The organism is Calorimonas adulescens (genome assembly GCF_008274215.1).
In the GTDB taxonomy this organism is placed as follows: Bacteria; Bacillota; Thermoanaerobacteria; order Thermoanaerobacterales; family UBA4877; genus Calorimonas; species Calorimonas adulescens.
This window is the reverse complement of sequence record NZ_VTPS01000001.1, coordinates 1-17,576: the sequence shown is the minus strand read 5'-3', so window position 1 is coordinate 17,576 and position 17,576 is coordinate 1. Positions and strand designations below refer to the sequence as shown.

The following is a 17,576-nucleotide window of genomic DNA, read 5'->3' as shown; positions in this document are numbered from 1 at the left end:
AGCGATTCAAAATGAGCGAGCATAATAGTTTACCATACCATTTAGCTATAATCATGGATGGAAATGGCAGATGGGCTTTAAATCACAATTATGATAGAACCCATGGACATAAAAGAGGCATTGAAACCCTTAAAAACACAATTACGGAATGTAAGAAACTCGGTATTAAAATATTATCGGTATATGCCTTTTCAACAGAAAACTGGAAACGTCCAAAGGAAGAAGTAGATTTTTTGATGACTCTACTGGTTTATTATTTAAAAAATGAGATTGATGAAATAAATAAAAAAAATATAAAAATAAGATTTATTGGCAGAATTAATGAATTGCCATCGTATGTTATAGATGAAATAATTAGAGCTGAAAATTTAACATCGTCTAATAACGATTTTATTTTAAATGTTGCAGTAAACTATGGTGGTAGGGCAGAAATAATAGATGCTGTAAACAGTATAATCGCTTCAGGCATTAGTGAAATCGATGAAAATAATTTTAAAAATTTTTTATACTTCAAAGACATTCCTTATCCTGATCTGATTATTAGAACAGGAGGAGAAAAAAGAATAAGTAATTTTTTGTTGTGGGAAATGGCATATTCTGAACTTTATTTTACAGATGTTTTATGGCCTGATTTTTCTAAGGAAGACCTCTATAAAGCCATATATGACTATGCACAAAGAGAAAGAAGATATGGGGGTATTTAATATAAAATGAAAATAAGGGTTATTAGTGCATTATTAGGTCTTCCTTTTTCGATTTTTATAATATTTCTGGGTGGTAATATATTTAATTTTTTCGTGCTTTTTATAACTATTTTAGCTATGCATGAGTTTTTTAATGCTTTAAAAGCCGGAAACCATACACCCTATGCCCTTACAGGTTATATAGCTATTGTTATTTTATTTTTGTTTGTAACATATGCTCCATCTTTCTTATTTTTTTATTTTGTGTGTTTAATTCTATTTTATTTAATATATCTTGTATTTCATTATTCGGCCAGATTTGAAGATGTAGCCCTGAGTTTGTTTGGCATATTATATATTGGCACACTTTTTAGCTCATTAATTTTATTGAGGCAGAGTGAATATGGGCTTTTAATGACATTTTATTTGTTAATACTATCTTGGGGCACAGATACCTTTGCTTTTTTAATTGGTAGATTTTTCGGTAAGCATAAATTGGTTCCTAAGATAAGCCCAAACAAAACCGTTGAAGGTGCAATTGGTGGTCTAATCTGCTCATCGTTATTATCTTTATTATATGTCATATATGCTATTAACTATATCAATATACCAATGCCTAACATGCCTGTTGTGTTTGCTATAAGTTGTTTTGGCAGTTTATTTTCACAACTTGGAGATTTGTCTGCATCGTTGATCAAAAGGAAATGTGGCATTAAGGATTTTGGTAACATTATACCTGGACATGGAGGCATCCTTGATAGGTTTGATAGTTTGATTTTTGCTTCAGCATATCTTTATTTGTTGTTATTTTTGAATAACAGATTTATGTTTATTTGACTATTGAATTGAGGTTATGAAAAATGAATCAAATAAAAAAAATTGTTGTTCTGGGTTCTACCGGAACTATAGGAAGATTAACATTAGATATAATAAGGAATAACTCTGATAAGTACAAGTTAATCGGGATCTCCTGTAAGACTAATATTGATCTACTTATTAAGCAAATAAATGAATTTAATGTACCATCAGTACATATATATGATAAAGAAAATTTATATAAGTTAACAAATAATTTTAATAATCTAGACATTTATGTTGGAGAGAGTGATATTGGTAAATTTTTACAACAAGACTGCGACATTATTGTTAATGCTATTTCAGGTTTTGCAGGTTTAATACCTACTATAGAATCATTAAAACTTGGGCGCAGACTTGCTTTAGCAAATAAAGAAAGCCTGGTTGTTGCAGGTCGTCTGGTGAAAAATTATGAGAAACAATATAGATCTCATATAATACCAGTAGACAGTGAACACTCAGCTATATTTCAGTGTATTAATGGCCAAAATAAATATATTAAAAAAATAATTTTAACTGCTTCTGGTGGCCCATTCCGCGGATATAATAAAGATATGTTAAAATATGTAACACCAGAAGCTGCGTTAAAACATCCTACGTGGAAAATGGGAAAAAGAATCACGATCGACTCTGCCACTTTGGTTAACAAGGGCATGGAAATGATTGAAGCAAAATGGCTATTTGGGTTAAACCATGATCAGATTCAAGTTATTGTACATCCGCAGAGCATTGTTCACTCAATGGTCCAGTTTATTGATAACAGTTATACAGGCTTACTGAGTATACCAGATATGAGGATTCCAATTGGATATGCGTTGTCATTTCCTGAGAGGATTGAAAATTATTGTGGTGAACTAAACCTGTTCGGTTTGAACCTTTCTTTTGAAGAAGTAGATATGGATACCTTTGAAGCAATAAAATTGGCGTATGATATAATGAAAGAAGATGGCACATATCCCGCTGTGTTTAATGCTGCTGATGAGGTTGCTGTGGATGCCTTTTTAAGGAATATCATTGGCTTTTTAGATATTATAGATGTAATAAAATATGTGTTGGATAAAAATAAAAACATAAAAAATCCAACAATAGCTGATATTATTGAGGCAAATAATTGGGCAAGAACTGCTGCTAAACGGTTTATAAGTGGAAGAACTTATTAGCGAAACAGGTGATGTAGCTTGAGTACATTAATTATCTCTTTAATTGTATTTGCGGTATTAATTATTTTCCATGAATTTGGTCATTTTGTAGTGGCAAAGATCACTGGAGTAAAGGTCATTGAGTTCTCCGTAGGTATGGGTCCACAATTATTAAGTAAGGACTATGGAGGTACCAAATATTCTTTGAGATTACTTCCTATTGGCGGTTACTGCCAAATGTATGGTGAAGATGGAAAGGAAAAAGATGAGGGAAGTTTTACATCTAAATCGCCTTTCAATCGCCTTTTGATTATATCTGCAGGACCTGCAATGAATTTACTGCTGGCTGTACTCCTTTTTTTCATAATAGGCATGTATTTAGGGGTACCTACAACTACCATAAAGGGCGTTATGCATAATTATCCAGCTGACAAAGTTGGATTAATAGCTGGTGATACGATTATAGCAATCAATAATACGCGAATAAATAACTGGGTTAAACTGTCAGATGAAATATCAAGAGATGATAATGAAAAGAAACTCACCATTCTTAGAGACAATGAGCTTATTAATTTGCGTATAAAACCAATTTACGATGAAGAAACCAAGAGGTATATAATTGGCATTGAACCTGAAATATCAAGAAAGCCTTTATTGGTATTGGCATGGGGTTTGCAGCAGGTATATACAGTATCTAAATCTATAATCCTAACGCTTGGTAGTTTGCTGTTGACCGGCCTCAACTTAAGTGGATTTGTAGGACCTGTCGGTGTAATTAACTTAATAGGTCAGGTTACCAAAACAGGGTTTATAAATCTTATGAATTTAGCTGCAATTATCAGTATCAACCTTGGAATATTTAATATTTTTCCTATTCCACCTTTAGATGGAAGCAGGATATTATTTATATTTATTGAAATGGTAAGAGGTAAACCTATTGAACCAGAGAAAGAAAATGCGGTTCATTTTATTGGTTTTATACTTCTTATGATTTTTTCTGCTATAATAACATATAGAGATATTATTAATTTGAGTAGGTGAATTATGTGTGAATAGAATATACACGAAGGAGATAAGGATAGGCAATAAAAGTATTGGTAATTTCAAACCTATTGCAGTTCAATCCATGACCAACACAGATACAAAAGATATAGTATCAACCATCAACCAAATTAATAGACTATCAGACCTTGGGTGCGATATAATAAGAGTAGCAGTGCCCGATGAAGATGCTGCAAAGGCCTTAAGAAAAATAAAAGAAAATATTGATATACCATTGGTAGCAGATATTCATTTTAATTATAGGCTTGCTATACTTGCCATAGAAAATGGTGCTGATAAGATAAGGATAAATCCCGGAAATATAGGAGATAGAGGAAGAGTAAAGGAAATAGTAAATGTAGCAAAGGAACATAAAATACCTATAAGGATAGGAGTAAATTCAGGTTCTCTAGACGAAAGGGTATTGACAAAGTACAAAGGGAAAATACCAGAAGCGATTGTTGAAAGTGCCAGTGAATACATTAAAATATTAAATGATTTTGGTTTTGATGATATCGTGGTTTCATTAAAATCAAGTGATGTACCTACGACGATAGAAAGTTATAGAATGTTTTCGAAAAAGTTTACTTACCCTTTGCATTTAGGTGTTACAGAATCTGGTACTTTGTGGAGTGGCACAATAAAATCATCAATTGGAGTAGGAACATTGCTTTCTGAAGGAATTGGCGATACAATAAGAATATCTTTAACTGCTGATCCTTCAGAAGAGGTGAAGGTCGCACTTCAGATATTGAGGTCTTTAAATCTGTTACAAAGAGGAATTGAAATAATATCCTGTCCTACTTGCGGTAGGTGTAACATAGACATAGTTGGACTCGCAGAAGAACTGGAAAGAAATTTACCTACAACACAAAAGCATATAAAGGTTGCAATAATGGGATGTGCAGTTAACGGGCCAGGTGAAGCAAAGGATGCTGACATTGGAATCGCAGGTGGACATAAATCAGCTCTACTGATAAAAAAAGGTATAGTTATTGGCAAGATACCTGAAGACAGGATTATAGAAACACTGACTGAAGAAATAAATAATTTAATAAAGGAGGAAACAGAGGCGTGACTGTAAGTGCCTTAATTCCTGCATTTAATGAAGAAAAGACTGTTGGCAATGTTGTTGATGTTTTGAAGCATTGTGAGAGAATAGATGAGATTATTGTTATAAATGATGGTTCAAGTGATAATACATCTAAAATTGCTAAATCGCACGGGGTTCATGTAATAGATTTAGAACAAAATATTGGCAAAGGAGGGGCCATATGCAGAGGGCTTCAGGTTGTCAATGGTGATATAATATTGATTTTAGATGCTGACTTGATTGGTTTAAAAAAGAACCATGTTAATGATATGATCAACCCTATATTATTTGAGAATGTGGATATGACCATAGGAATTTTTACCAAAGGTAGGACTGCAACTGATCTGGCTCAAAAATTTGCACCTTTTTTATCCGGACAAAGGGCAGTTAAAAAAGCTGTACTTGATAGCATTGATAACCTTGAAATTAGCCGGTATGGATTTGAAATCGCTTTGACGAAATACGCCGATAAACAAGGTCTGGATGTAAAAGAAGTATACTTAGAAAATTTAACACATATTATGAAAGAAGAAAAAATGGGGTTATATAAAGGCATGAAAGCACGAGTTAAAATGTACTTTGAAATAATCAAGTCTTTTAACAACCTTTAGGAAGGAATTGTTATGGGAGCAGAAAGCTTGACGTTTGAATTAAAGGAAAGAATACACAAGGTATTGATATGGCCAGAAAGTAAAAGAATAAAGATACTATTGAAATCTAATAAAATATATAGTAAGGAAATATTAAATGAGTATTATTCCTTTTTCACAAATCAATTTAGAAACACTAATAGTTTAGAGATTAGAGTGCTATATGATTTAGAAGATAGTGACTTAAATAAAATTATGCCGACATACTGGGATAATATTGTTTTTTATGTAAATAAATGTTATCCTGCTCTGATTGGTTGGTTAATTTTTGCAAGTTGGGAAATAATAAAAGGAAATTATTTAAATATTTATATAAAAGATATGATGGGTTACAATATTCTCTTAGAAAAACATATTGGTGACTTTATAGAGGAACTCATTAAGGAAGAGCTTGATATAGACGCAATTGTCAATATATTCCTTTCAGAAAGACCATTTGAGAATCAGATATTTGATGATGAAATGAAATTGATTAACCAGTTAATTGCATCTGATGATTCATCCAATAATCTAGATTTGGTTAAAACCAGTAATAAAATGCTTGTTGGAAAGGTTATTAATACATCTCCTAAAAAAATTTGTGAAATATCACATGATTCTGGTAGAGCAACAATTGCTGGCAAAGTTTTATGCATCGAGGAAAGGAAATTAAATAGCAGTAAAATCATGTATAAGTTTGATGTTACAGATTATACTGATTCAATAAGCTGTAAATACTATTGTTCTGGTAAAGACTGTTTAACAGAGATAAAAACTGGTGAGTGGTTGCTTATAAGAGGTGATATACAGTTTGATAGATATGAAAATGATATAGTAATGATTGTCTACGATATTAATAAATATGAGCATAGTGAGAGGACTGATAATGCTGAAATCAAACGAGTAGAATTACATCTTCATACACAGATGAGTGCGATGGATGCCGTGAGTTCAGCAGAGGACTATATTAAAAAAGCAAAAGAATGGGGGCATAGGGCAATTGCCATAACAGACCACGGAGTTGTTCAATCATACCCTGATGCGTATAATGCATCTGCAAAATATGGTATTAAGATATTGTATGGAGTTGAAGCTTACATTGTGGATGATACAGGTAAAGTTATCCCTAATGCTGATGATACCCCATTAGATTCAGAATTTACAGTTGTGGATATTGAAACTACTGGTCTGTCATCAAATAATGACGAAATTATTGAAATTGGGGCAGTAAAAGTTAAAAATTATGAAATTGTTGCACGTTTTGATATTTTTGTAAAACCTTCAAAAGCAATACCTGTTAACATCACGAAATTAACAGGTATAAGTAATGATATGGTGAAAAATGCCCCTTCAATAAAAGATGCTATAAAGATGTTTAAAGATTTTTCAGAAGATACCCCTATTGTTGCACACAATGCAAATTTTGACATATCTTTTTTAAAAAATGCTGCCCAAAAACATCATGTTGAGCTAAGTAATATAATAATTGACACCCTTACATTGACTAGGATATTATTTCCAGGTTTGAAAAACTATAAACTAGATACATTGACAAAATACTTAAATGTAACTTTAGAAAATCACCATAGGGCATCTGATGATGCAGAAGCAACCGCACATATTTTTGTGAAATGTCTCAGAACAATGATGGAAAATAGTGTTAAAAATCTGAGAGATATTAATAACATATATTCTGCAGCAAATGATGTTAACAGCCTTCCTATGTACCATTGTACTATATTGGTTAAAAATCAAGAAGGCATCAAAGATTTGTACAGGCTTATATCGGAAGCACACTTAAATTATTTTCATAGAAAACCAAGAATACCAAAAAGCCTACTTTATAAATATAAAAATAATATTCTGATAGGCTCAGCCTGTGAGGCAGGAGAGGTATTTCAGGCAGTACAAAATAAGGTTGAAGACAATGAGTTAGAGCGTATTTTACAATTATATGATTTTTTAGAGATAATGCCAATTAAAAACAATATTTTTCTAGTTGAAGAAAAAAAGGTTCGTGATATTGATGAACTAAAAGAGATAAATAGGACAATATATGAAATTGGTAAACACCATAACAAATTGGTTGTAGCAACCGGAGATGCACATTTTGTAAATCCAGAGGATGAAGTGTTAAGAAAAATTATTTTAACAGAGAATGGCTTTGAGAGAGCAGATAATGATTCTGGGCTTTATTTCAAAACCACTGAAGAGATGCTTGATGAATTTACCTACTTAGGAAAAGATATCGCTTATGAGGTTGTAGTTGAGAATACAAATAAGATCGCAGATATGATTGAAGATGGTATAAAACCAATACCTGATGGAACATTTCCGCCTGTAATTGAGGGTGCAGAACAAGAGTTAATAGCGAAGGTTTATAAAAAAGCTGTTGAAGTATATGGTGACCCCTTGCCTGACATCGTTAAAAACAGATTAGAAAAAGAGTTAAATTCTATAATTAATAATGGGTATGCTGTACTGTATATTATTGCTGAAAAGCTTGTAAATCAATCTTTGAGCGATGGTTACCTTGTTGGCTCTAGAGGCTCTGTGGGTTCATCTTTAGTAGCTACTTTTAGTGGTATAACAGAGGTTAATCCTTTACCGCCTCATTATATTTGTCCAGAGTGTAAATATGTTGAATTTCCTAATTATGCAGATATTGATACAGGAGTAGATCTTCCTGATAAAGACTGTCCTTCGTGTGGGCATAAACTTAATAAGAACGGTTTTGATATACCATTTGAAGTTTTTTTAGGTTTTAATGGTGAAAAGGAACCTGATATAGATCTTAATTTTTCAGGGGAATATCAACCTAAAGCACATAAATACACTGAAAGACTCTTTGGCAAGGGGCATGTATTTAGAGCTGGCACTATAGGAACTATGGCAGAAAAAACAGCCTACGGGTATATAAGAGGGTATATGGATAAAAAGAATATAACCTTAAGGAATGCTGAAATTAAAAGGCTTGTAAGTGGGCTTACCGGTATAAAAAGAACAACGGGGCAGCATCCTGGCGGTGTTATGATTGTACCTAACGATAAGGAAATATATGAATTTACTCCTATTCAACATCCTGCAGATGACAAAAATTCTGATATTATAACAACACATTTTGATTATCATTCTATTAGTGGCAGGTTACTAAAACTGGATATTTTAGGTCACGACGATCCTACTATGCTTCGCATGTTGCAGGATCTGACTGGTGTTGATCCTAAAACCATACCTTTAGATGACAAGGAGACAATGGCAATATTTTCGGATATCAAGGCCCTTGGTTTAAATGGTGCTGATTTTGATACTACTGTGGGTACAATTGCTCTGCCAGAATTTGGAACAAAATTCGTTAGGCAAATGTTAGAGGAAACAAAACCTAAAACCTTTGCCGAATTGGTTAGGATTAGTGGATTGTCACATGGCACCGATGTCTGGCTTAACAATGCACAGGATATAATTAAAAGCGGTAAAGCAACCCTTAAAGAAGTTATTTGTACAAGAGACGATATAATGCTCTATCTTATTAAAGCTGGCGTTGAGCCATTAGTTGCTTTTAAAATAATGGAAAATGTACGTAAAGGGAAGGGTTTATCAGATTCTGATGTTGAGACAATGAAAGCCCATAATATACCAGATTGGTTTATAGAATCATGCAAAAAAATTAAATATATGTTTCCAAAGGCACATGCATGTGCTTATGTTATAATGGCTTTTAGAATTGCCTATTATAAGGTACACTATCCAAAGGAATTCTATGCTACCTATTTTACAATCCGGGGTGATGATTTTGATGCCGACATAGCCCTTAGTAGCGAAGAACATATTATTGAAAAAATGAATGAATTATCTAAAATTGGGAACAAGGCTACTGCAAAAGAAAAGGGGTTTTATACAGTATTAGAAGTAATTCTTGAAATGTATAAAAGAGGCATAAGATTTTTACCAGTGGACTTGTATGAATCGGATGCCACCAAATTTATTATAAAAGATGAAGGAATACTTTTGCCATTCAACTCCATACCAGGAATAGGAATTACGGCTTCACAAAATATAATTAAAGCCAGAAATGACGGAAAGTTTTTGTCTATTGAAGACTTCAGAATCAGGACAAAAGTATCTAAAACCGTTATTGAACTTTTGGATCGTCATGAAATATTTAAAGATTTACAAAAGACGAACCAGTTGTCCTTATTTGGTGGATTATAAAAATTATTTTTGGTTGAAAAATAGCTTTAACAACTCCATATTATGTCTTGAACAACCCGTCGTAATATGTTAAAATTATCATAAGAGGTATGACTACAGGAGAGTGGGGAAACCCACTCTTTAATATTTATATTTAATTAATTATGGAAGTGATACTTATATGGGGAAAAGTCAAATTATTAACACTGTATCAGAGTTTTCCAAAAGTATAATTGAGGGAATGGGATATAAGCTTGTAAAAATAGAGTATGTAAGAGAAGGAAAAGTTTGGGTTCTACGGTTCTGTATTGATAAGAAAGGTGGAATAACTATTGAAGATTGCGAGCAAGTAAGTAATGTTATAAGCAGAGAACTTGACATTAGAGATCCCATACCGCAACAATATATACTGGAGGTTTCATCTGCTGGATTGGAGAGAGAATTAAAAGATGAGGATGATATCCGGATTCACATAAATGATAATGTCATAATAAGGTTGAATAACAAAGAGATCGTTGAAGGAACAATTTATGATTTTGAAAGTAAGAATATTTATTTAAAAGTTGGCAGTAACATCGAGAAAATTAATATGAACGATATTGATAAAATTAAGCTTAAATTTAAATTTTAGGAGGAAAAGGAATTAAATGGATGAAAATTTAATGTCTGCTTTAAATGAAATTGAAAAAGAAAAAGGTATATCTAAGGAAATAATGTTTGAAGCAATAGAAACTGCTCTAATATCTGCTTATAAAAAAAATTTTGGCACTGCCCAAAATGTAAGAATTGAAATAGATAGGGAGTCTGGTAAAGTTTGTACATTTGTTGAAAAAGTAGTAGTTGAAGAGGTTAATGATGAAAATACTGAGATTTCTATACAGGATGCTCATAAGATAGACCCACGGTTAAAATGTGGAGATATAGTTAGAATTGAGATTACACCTAAGAGCTTTGGTAGGATAGCAGCACAAACAGCAAAACAGGTGGTCATTCAAAGGATAAGAGAAGCAGAAAGAGAAATGATGTATAAATATTTTATTAATAAAGAAAATGATATTGTAACCGGAATAGTGGAAAGGATAGATAAAAAAAGTGTATTGATTGATCTTGGGAATGCCGAAACAACAATGCCGTTGACAGAAAAGTTACCCAATGAAACTTTGAGACCCGGAGATAGAATAAAGCTCTATGTTATGGAAGTAAAAAAGACAACTAAAGGACCACAGATAGTCGTTTCCAGGACACATCCAGGCTTGGTAAAGCGATTATTTGAGCAGGAAGTACCTGAAATTTATGATGGAACTGTAGAAATAAAAAGTATTGCAAGAGAAGCTGGTTCAAGAACAAAAATTGCAGTACATTCTAATGATAAGAATGTGGATGGTGTTGGTGCATGTGTTGGATTCAAAGGCAACAGGGTACAGGCAATTGTCGATGAGTTAAAAGGAGAGAAAATAGATATTATTAAATGGAGCTCTGACATAAAAGAATATATAGCTGCGGCTTTAAGCCCAGCAAGGGTCCTGTCTGTGGATATAAACAATGTAGAGAAAATTGCAAGAGTCTTGGTCCCTTCTCATCAGCTATCACTTGCTATTGGGAAGGAAGGCCAAAATGCCAGGTTGGCTGCAAAATTAACAGGATGGAAAATCGATATTAATGGTACTGATATAGAGAATGAGGGTGGAAAAGAAATATGAGAAAGATACCAATGCGTATGTGTATAAATTGTCAGCAAATGTTCCCCAAAAAAGAGCTTATTAGAATAGTAAGAAGAGCATCGGATGGGACTGCTGTAATTGACAGTACTGGTAAAGTTTCAGGGAAAGGCGCTTATGTATGTCACAATAAGAATTGCATTAAAGCAGTAATTAAAGACAACAAACTTGAGAAGCATCTTGGAATAAAAATTCCTGAAGATATTTATAGGGAATTGGAGAGGGTATTGACAGTACAAGATGATGGATAGGGTATATAATTATATTGGGCTTATGTATAAAGCAAATAAGATTAAAATAGGGTTTAAAGCATTTAAGAATTTAAGCAAAGGCGGCAGGGTATTTTTAGTTGTATATACTTCCGATGCTTCAAATAAGATAAAAAAATATATTGAACGTTGGAGTTTATATAATAATGTCCCGTGCATTGAATTTGGCACTAAGTATTTTTTGAGTAAATTTTTAGGAAAGCATAAAGATGTAGCGGTAATTTCCATTATAGATTATGGAATTTCAGTAAAACTTAAAAAATTAATAGAGCAAAGCGGGGGTGAAATTATTGGGGAAAATAAGGGTTTATGAGTTATCAAAAGAACTTGGTATTTCCAGTAAGGACCTAATTAAACATCTAATAGATCTCGGAATAGATGTTAAAAATCATATGAGTACTTTAGAAAATACAGAGGTGGAGATGATAAGAGATTTGTTCAATGTATCTAAACAGAATATTGATATGGAAGAAGATGGATCAAAAAATAAGGGACATGATAATTATAAAAACAAGTTAAATAAAGGAACAGATATGAAAAAAGGTTCCAATGTGCAGAAAGCAGTTAAAACAATTAAAATTCCATCATCAATATCAATAAAAGAATTATCAGAACTTTTGGGAATCAAAGTAAATGACATATTAAAATTTCTTCTTTCTCATGGAATTAGCTCCAACATAAATAGTAACGTTGATTTTGAAACAGCAACAATGATTGGAGCAAAATACAATATTGAAGTAATTTTAGAGGAACAGCAGGATATCGAATCTATATATCTTACTGAAGAGCCAGACAGAGAAGATCAGATGGAACCAAGACCACCGATTGTCACAGTTATGGGACATGTAGACCATGGAAAGACAACACTTTTAGATGCTATAAGAAAAACAAATGTTACATCAAGTGAAGCTGGTGGGATAACACAGCATATTGGAGCATATACTGTTGAACTGAATAATAGGAAAATTGTGTTTATCGATACACCCGGCCATGAAGCTTTTACTGCGATGAGGGCGAGAGGAGCACAAATAACCGACATAGTTATTCTGGTCGTTGCTGCTGATGATGGTGTTATGCCACAGACAATTGAAGCAATAAATCATGCTAAAGCAGCAAATGTCCCGATTATTGTTGCTGTTAACAAGATTGATAAGCCAAATGCCAATGCTGAGCGAGTGAAACAAGAACTTTCAGAATATGGACTCATCCCGGAAGAATGGGGCGGGGACACTATATTTGTACCTGTTTCGGCATTAAGAAAACAGGGAATTAACGAATTACTTGAGATGATATTACTGCTTTCAGATCTCCTTGAGTTAAAAGCAAACCCAAATAAAAGGGCAAGTGGTGTAGTAATTGAGAGTAGACTTGATAAAGGCATGGGATCTGTTGCAACCGTTCTGGTTCAGAGCGGTACTTTAAAAGTTGGCGATATCGTCATTTCTGGAACAAGTTTTGGCCGTGTAAGGGCATTGATTGACGATAAAGGGCGCAGAGTTAAAAAAGCTACCCCCTCAATACCAGTGAGTGTGTTAGGATTATCAGAAGTACCGAATGTTGGGGATAAATTTTATGTTGTTCCTGATGAGAAGATAGCGAAAGCAATTTCTGATTATCGGAAGGATAGATTAAGGCAGCAACAGTATAATAATATCAATAAATTATCTTTTGACCAACTATTTAATCAGATCCAAGAAGGTAAAATAAAAAATTTTAATATTATACTTAAGGGCGACGTACAGGGCTCATTAGAAGCAATAAAACAATCCCTTTTGCGACTGAGTAATGATGAGGTGCATCTTAATATTATTCACGATGGTGTAGGGGCAATATCAGAAACCGATGTAATGTTAGCCTCTGCTTCTAATGCTATAATTATTGGCTTTAACGTTGCTGCTGATGCTAAAGCGCGTACGCTTGCTACTAAAGAAAAGGTTGAAATAAGAATTTACAGAGTCATATATGATTTACTGGATGATATTGGTGCAGCAATAAAGGGCATGCTTGCGCCAAAAGTAGAAGAGATAATTTTAGGACGGGCTGAAGTCAGGCAGGTATTTAAGGTTCCTGGTGCTGGAATGATTGCCGGTAGTTATGTTCTAGAGGGTAAAGTGACACGTAATGCTCAAGTTAGAATAATAAGAAATGGTACCATTATTAATGACGATAGGATATCTTCGTTAAAGAGATTTAAAGATGACGTCAGGGAGGTTGCACAGGGCTATGAATGTGGTATTGGCCTTGAGCGTTTTAACGACATAAAGGTAGGAGATATATTAGAAATATACGCTTTTGAGGAAATCCCACGATGAGATGAAAGGTGATCTAAATGAGTATAAAAAACGAGAGGGTCGCGGAAGAAATAAAAAGGGATATAGGTATAATAATAAAAAATGAACTTAAGGATCCACGAATATCAGAATTGTGCAGTATTACTAAGGTGAAACTCAGTAATGATTTTAGTTATTCGAAAATATTTGTAAGCGTATATGGAGATGAGGTTGTTAAAACTAATACATTACAAGGACTTAAAAACGCTAGTGGATATATTAGAAGGGAATTATCAAAAAGATTGAAGATAAAGCATGTTCCAGAAATCAATTTCATTCTTGATGATTCTATAGAAAGCGGCATACGGATTTCTAAAATTATCGACGAGTTGAAGGAGAAAGAAAATGATAGTAAATGATATTTTAAATATCATAAACAGTGCCCAAAAGATATATATATCTACACACATTATGCCTGATGGGGATTGTATTGGCAGTTCTTTGGCTTTGTATATAGCCCTAAAAAGAGTTGGGAAAAACGTAAAGGTCATATTAGACGATGAAATACCTCTTCATTACAGGTTTTTACCTTATTATGAAGAAATTATATCCCCTGACATTTGCGAAAATGATAGTCCTGATCTATTCATAACGCTGGATAATAATGATATTGAAAGGCTTGGAAGAAGCAAGAATATATTTTTTAAGGCCCCAAATTCGCTGTGCATCGATCATCATCCTTTGGGGAAAGTAATGTTTAGCAAATTTAATTATGTAGATACAAATGCATCTGCAACAGCCGAAATCGTATATGTTATAATTAAATCTTTATCTGTGGAGATAGATAAGGACATAGCAAATTGTTTATTAACTGCTATCATAGCAGATACAGGCGGATTTAAGTTTGATAATGTTACACCATATACACTTAATATCAGTGCTGACTTATTGGCCAGTGGTGCGGATATTAAAAAAATAAACGAGATCATCTTTGATAAAATGAGTATAGAGAAAGTTAAATTACTATCAAAAGTATTATCCACACTTTCGGTGATCGAAAATGGCAAAATAGGTTATATATACTTAAATAAAGCAATGTTGGAAGATTGCGGTGCATCTGTTAGCGATAGTGAAGGATTTATCAACTATGTAAAAAATATTGATAGTGTAGAAATAGCTGTTATGTTTAGGATAGAGGATAATGGTGTCCGTGTGAGTTTGCGTTCTAAAGATTTTGTTGATGTAAATAAAATAGCTAATAAGTTTGGAGGGGGTGGACATAAAAAAGCTTCTGGTTGTTTTATAGATAATAATTTTGATGCTGTAAAAAACGTTATTTTAGATGAATGTAGGAGGAGTTTATGGCTTGAATGGCATTCTGAATGTATACAAACCTGAAGGAGTTTCATCAAATTATGTAGTACAAAAAATAAAGAAGATGTTTAAATTAGCAAAAGTCGGTCATGGGGGTACCCTTGACCCGTTTGCAAGCGGTATATTACCAATATTTGTAAATAAAGCTACACGATTAAATAATTATATCCATTCTTTTGATAAAGAATATGTAGCATGTATAGAATTAGGTACAGCAACAGATACAGCCGATTATACTGGTAAAGTAGTTAAGCGAATGAGTGTACCTGATATAAGCGAGGAGAAAATTAAAGAATCTTTAAAAAATTTTGTTGGACAGATTGAACAAGTGCCACCTGCTTATTCGGCAAAAAAGTTAAATGGCATAAGAGCATACGATCTTGCGAGAAAAGGGGTGCATTTTTCTCTAGTACCTATAAAAGTAATAATATATTCATGTGATCTCCTTTATTACGAGGGAGATAAAATATATATCAGGGTAAAATGTGGAAGCGGAACATATATTAGAACTTTATGCGAGGATATTGCGTGCAGTTTGGGTACCGTTGGATATGTTTCATATCTCGAAAGGATAAGGTATGGGCCATTAGAAAAATCTAACGCAATAGCATTTGATGACTTGTTTAGCAAGATAGAAATAAATATAAGTGATCAATTACTGCCATTAGATTTTTTATTACACAATTTTCCATGGGTTGTCATCAAAGGCAGTGCATTGAAAACAGTATTAAATGGTGGCATGTTGAGTGAAGATCAAATTGAATTTTTTTCGATCCCTATAAATGTAGAAAGTTTTGTAAGGGTATATAGTATTGATAGAAAATTTATTGGTATTGGCAAATTCAACGGCAATAAATTAAAGATATCATTGTTTTTACAGTAGAGAGGAAAAGTAAATATGGAAGTGATCAGGGATATTTCTAATTTAAAATTCAGTAACAGAACCGGTGTTGCCTTAGGTAATTTCGATGGGATTCATTTAGGTCATGCAGTCCTTATAAACAAATTAAAAAATCTTTCTGAACTTTATGGATATAAGTCTGTATTATTTACTTTTGATGATCACACGTTAAAAATTATTAATCCAACAAGAGCTCCTCAATTATTGACCGATGCCGAAAAAAAAATAGAACTTTTAAGTAAGTACGGTATTGATTTTGTTGTTATGATAAAGTTCGACAAGGATTTTTCTTTAATGACTTATGAAGAATTTATTGATAAGATTATAATTCAAACGTTGAATGCTGGAATTATCGTTGTTGGATACGACTACAGGTTTGGACGCAATGGAGAGGGGAATACGGATAAGTTAAGAGAGATTGGCAAAAAATGTGGCTTTGATGTTGAAATTGTATCACCAGTAGTGGTAGATGGAATAAAAGTTAGCAGCAGTTATATAAGAGAGTTAATTAAAAAGGGAATGGTTGATGTTATACCAAAGTATTTAGGAAGATATTATTCCCTTAAGGGAAAAGTAGTACGAGGTATGAACTATGGGGCGAGACTTTTAGGTTATCCCACTGCTAATATTGATATAGATGAAGAATTGTGTATTCCTCGCAAGGGTGTGTATATAACAAGGACCTGTGTTTACGGACAATATTATATGAGTGTGACCAATATTGGATATAATCCTACCTTTTCCGACAAGTCTTTGAGCATCGAAACTTATATAATTGATTATGAAAATGGTGAATTATACGATAAGATAATTGAGGTAGAATTTATAAAATATATACGAGACGAAATAAAATTTAGCAGTGTCGAGCAACTAAGAAAAAGGATAAATGAAGATATAGTGTTGGCTGTAGATTACTTTCGTGGGATAGATACTGTCAATATCTTTTAAAAATGTCACCTAAAAATAGGCCAAAATGTGGTTAATTATCGCATGAAAATGTCACCTTAAAGAATCAAAATATGGGGGGCTTTGCCCCCAAACCCCCATCCTCGCCGGAAGGCAGAGGGGCAGCCTTAAACTGCCCCTGAAGACAAAAGGATACCTGTCCAAATGCTGTCAAGGCCTTTCGCGGCATAATTGGATAAATGAAGATAAAACAGACTTTATAAAAATCAGGCAAATTTTTTGTATTTACCAAGGAAGATTTCTTGAAGCATTTCAAGAATCTCGCGATCACTTTCCTCGAAAGTAACAGGTTTAAAGAGACTCTGGCCATATTTGTAGTAGTGAGAATCAGGTGGCCTATAAGGTGAATTCGGTTCTTTAGGGCTATCACCGGCAGCAAACTTTTTTGGCTTAACAAATGGCACAGTTTCATAAATTCTCCCATTGTATTCCACCCATACACCTGTT

16 protein-coding genes and 1 pseudogene are annotated in these 17,576 nt (G+C 33.2%); 16 read left to right on the top strand and 1 reads right to left on the bottom strand.

The window, feature by feature from the left end:
* The first annotated feature begins 11 nt into the window (after positions 1-11).
* The 16 genes from FWJ32_RS00080 to FWJ32_RS00005 all read left to right on the top strand — a co-directional run bounded on the left by FWJ32_RS00080 (position 12) and on the right by FWJ32_RS00005 (position 17,111).
* Entirely contained in the window at positions 12-704 is a 693-nt protein-coding gene (locus FWJ32_RS00080) for an isoprenyl transferase (RefSeq protein ID WP_149543940.1), read from the top strand.
* Positions 705-710: 6 nt separating this feature from the next.
* On the top strand, positions 711-1,520 hold the full coding sequence (locus FWJ32_RS00075) for a phosphatidate cytidylyltransferase (protein ID WP_149543939.1): 810 nt from the start codon (positions 711-713) through the stop codon (positions 1,518-1,520).
* A 23-nt stretch (positions 1,521-1,543) separates the two neighbouring features.
* Positions 1,544-2,698 carry a 1-deoxy-D-xylulose-5-phosphate reductoisomerase gene (gene dxr, locus FWJ32_RS00070; protein WP_238988745.1) on the top strand — a complete coding sequence of 385 codons (1,155 nt, stop codon included), beginning with the start codon at positions 1,544-1,546 and terminating at the stop codon, positions 2,696-2,698.
* Between the two features lie 18 nt (positions 2,699-2,716).
* Positions 2,717-3,718: an RIP metalloprotease RseP gene (gene rseP / locus FWJ32_RS00065; protein ID WP_149543938.1), complete on the top strand. Its 1,002-nt coding sequence runs from the start codon at positions 2,717-2,719 to the stop codon at positions 3,716-3,718.
* Between the two features lie 7 nt (positions 3,719-3,725).
* Positions 3,726-4,796: a flavodoxin-dependent (E)-4-hydroxy-3-methylbut-2-enyl-diphosphate synthase gene (ispG, locus tag FWJ32_RS00060; protein ID WP_149543937.1), complete on the top strand. Its 1,071-nt coding sequence runs from the start codon at positions 3,726-3,728 to the stop codon at positions 4,794-4,796.
* A complete protein-coding gene (locus FWJ32_RS00055; protein ID WP_149543936.1) occupies positions 4,793-5,422 on the top strand; it encodes a glycosyltransferase family 2 protein in 630 nt (209 codons plus the stop codon). The genes ispG and FWJ32_RS00055 overlap by 4 nt, the downstream gene beginning before the upstream one ends.
* Before the next feature lie 12 nt (positions 5,423-5,434).
* The gene (locus FWJ32_RS00050) at positions 5,435-9,652 is read left to right on the top strand and encodes a PolC-type DNA polymerase III (RefSeq protein ID WP_149543935.1); all 4,218 of its coding nucleotides are present in this window, start codon (positions 5,435-5,437) and stop codon (positions 9,650-9,652) included.
* 160 nt (positions 9,653-9,812) lie between these two features.
* On the top strand, positions 9,813-10,262 hold the full coding sequence (locus FWJ32_RS00045) for a ribosome maturation factor RimP (RefSeq protein WP_149543934.1): 450 nt from the start codon (positions 9,813-9,815) through the stop codon (positions 10,260-10,262).
* 16 nt (positions 10,263-10,278) lie between these two features.
* Positions 10,279-11,331, top strand: coding sequence for a transcription termination factor NusA (nusA, locus tag FWJ32_RS00040; protein ID WP_149543933.1), 1,053 nt, complete (start codon positions 10,279-10,281; stop codon positions 11,329-11,331).
* Complete coding sequence (rnpM, locus tag FWJ32_RS00035) at positions 11,328-11,600, top strand: RNase P modulator RnpM (protein WP_149543932.1); 273 nt, start codon at positions 11,328-11,330, stop codon at positions 11,598-11,600. The genes nusA and rnpM overlap by 4 nt, the downstream gene beginning before the upstream one ends.
* Complete coding sequence (locus FWJ32_RS00030) at positions 11,590-11,931, top strand: L7Ae/L30e/S12e/Gadd45 family ribosomal protein (RefSeq protein WP_149543931.1); 342 nt, start codon at positions 11,590-11,592, stop codon at positions 11,929-11,931. The genes rnpM and FWJ32_RS00030 overlap by 11 nt, the downstream gene beginning before the upstream one ends.
* Complete coding sequence (gene infB / locus FWJ32_RS00025) at positions 11,909-13,930, top strand: translation initiation factor IF-2 (protein ID WP_149543930.1); 2,022 nt, start codon at positions 11,909-11,911, stop codon at positions 13,928-13,930. Before FWJ32_RS00030 ends, infB begins: the two co-directional genes overlap by 23 nt.
* A gap of 17 nt (positions 13,931-13,947) precedes the next feature.
* On the top strand, positions 13,948-14,307 hold the full coding sequence (rbfA, locus tag FWJ32_RS00020; protein ID WP_149543929.1) for a 30S ribosome-binding factor RbfA: 360 nt from the start codon (positions 13,948-13,950) through the stop codon (positions 14,305-14,307).
* Entirely contained in the window at positions 14,294-15,286 is a 993-nt protein-coding gene (locus FWJ32_RS00015; protein ID WP_149543928.1) for a DHH family phosphoesterase, read from the top strand. The genes rbfA and FWJ32_RS00015 overlap by 14 nt, the downstream gene beginning before the upstream one ends.
* The gene (gene truB, locus FWJ32_RS00010) at positions 15,255-16,145 is read left to right on the top strand and encodes a tRNA pseudouridine(55) synthase TruB (protein ID WP_162523440.1); all 891 of its coding nucleotides are present in this window, start codon (positions 15,255-15,257) and stop codon (positions 16,143-16,145) included. Before FWJ32_RS00015 ends, truB begins: the two co-directional genes overlap by 32 nt.
* 15 nt (positions 16,146-16,160) lie before the next feature.
* Entirely contained in the window at positions 16,161-17,111 is a 951-nt protein-coding gene (locus tag FWJ32_RS00005; RefSeq protein ID WP_149543926.1) for a bifunctional riboflavin kinase/FAD synthetase, read from the top strand.
* A 224-nt stretch (positions 17,112-17,335) separates the two neighbouring features.
* On the opposite strand, the pseudogene FWJ32_RS13225 reads toward FWJ32_RS00005, so the two are convergent.
* Positions 17,336-17,576, bottom strand: a pseudogene (locus tag FWJ32_RS13225) (hypothetical protein); the annotation flags it as partial.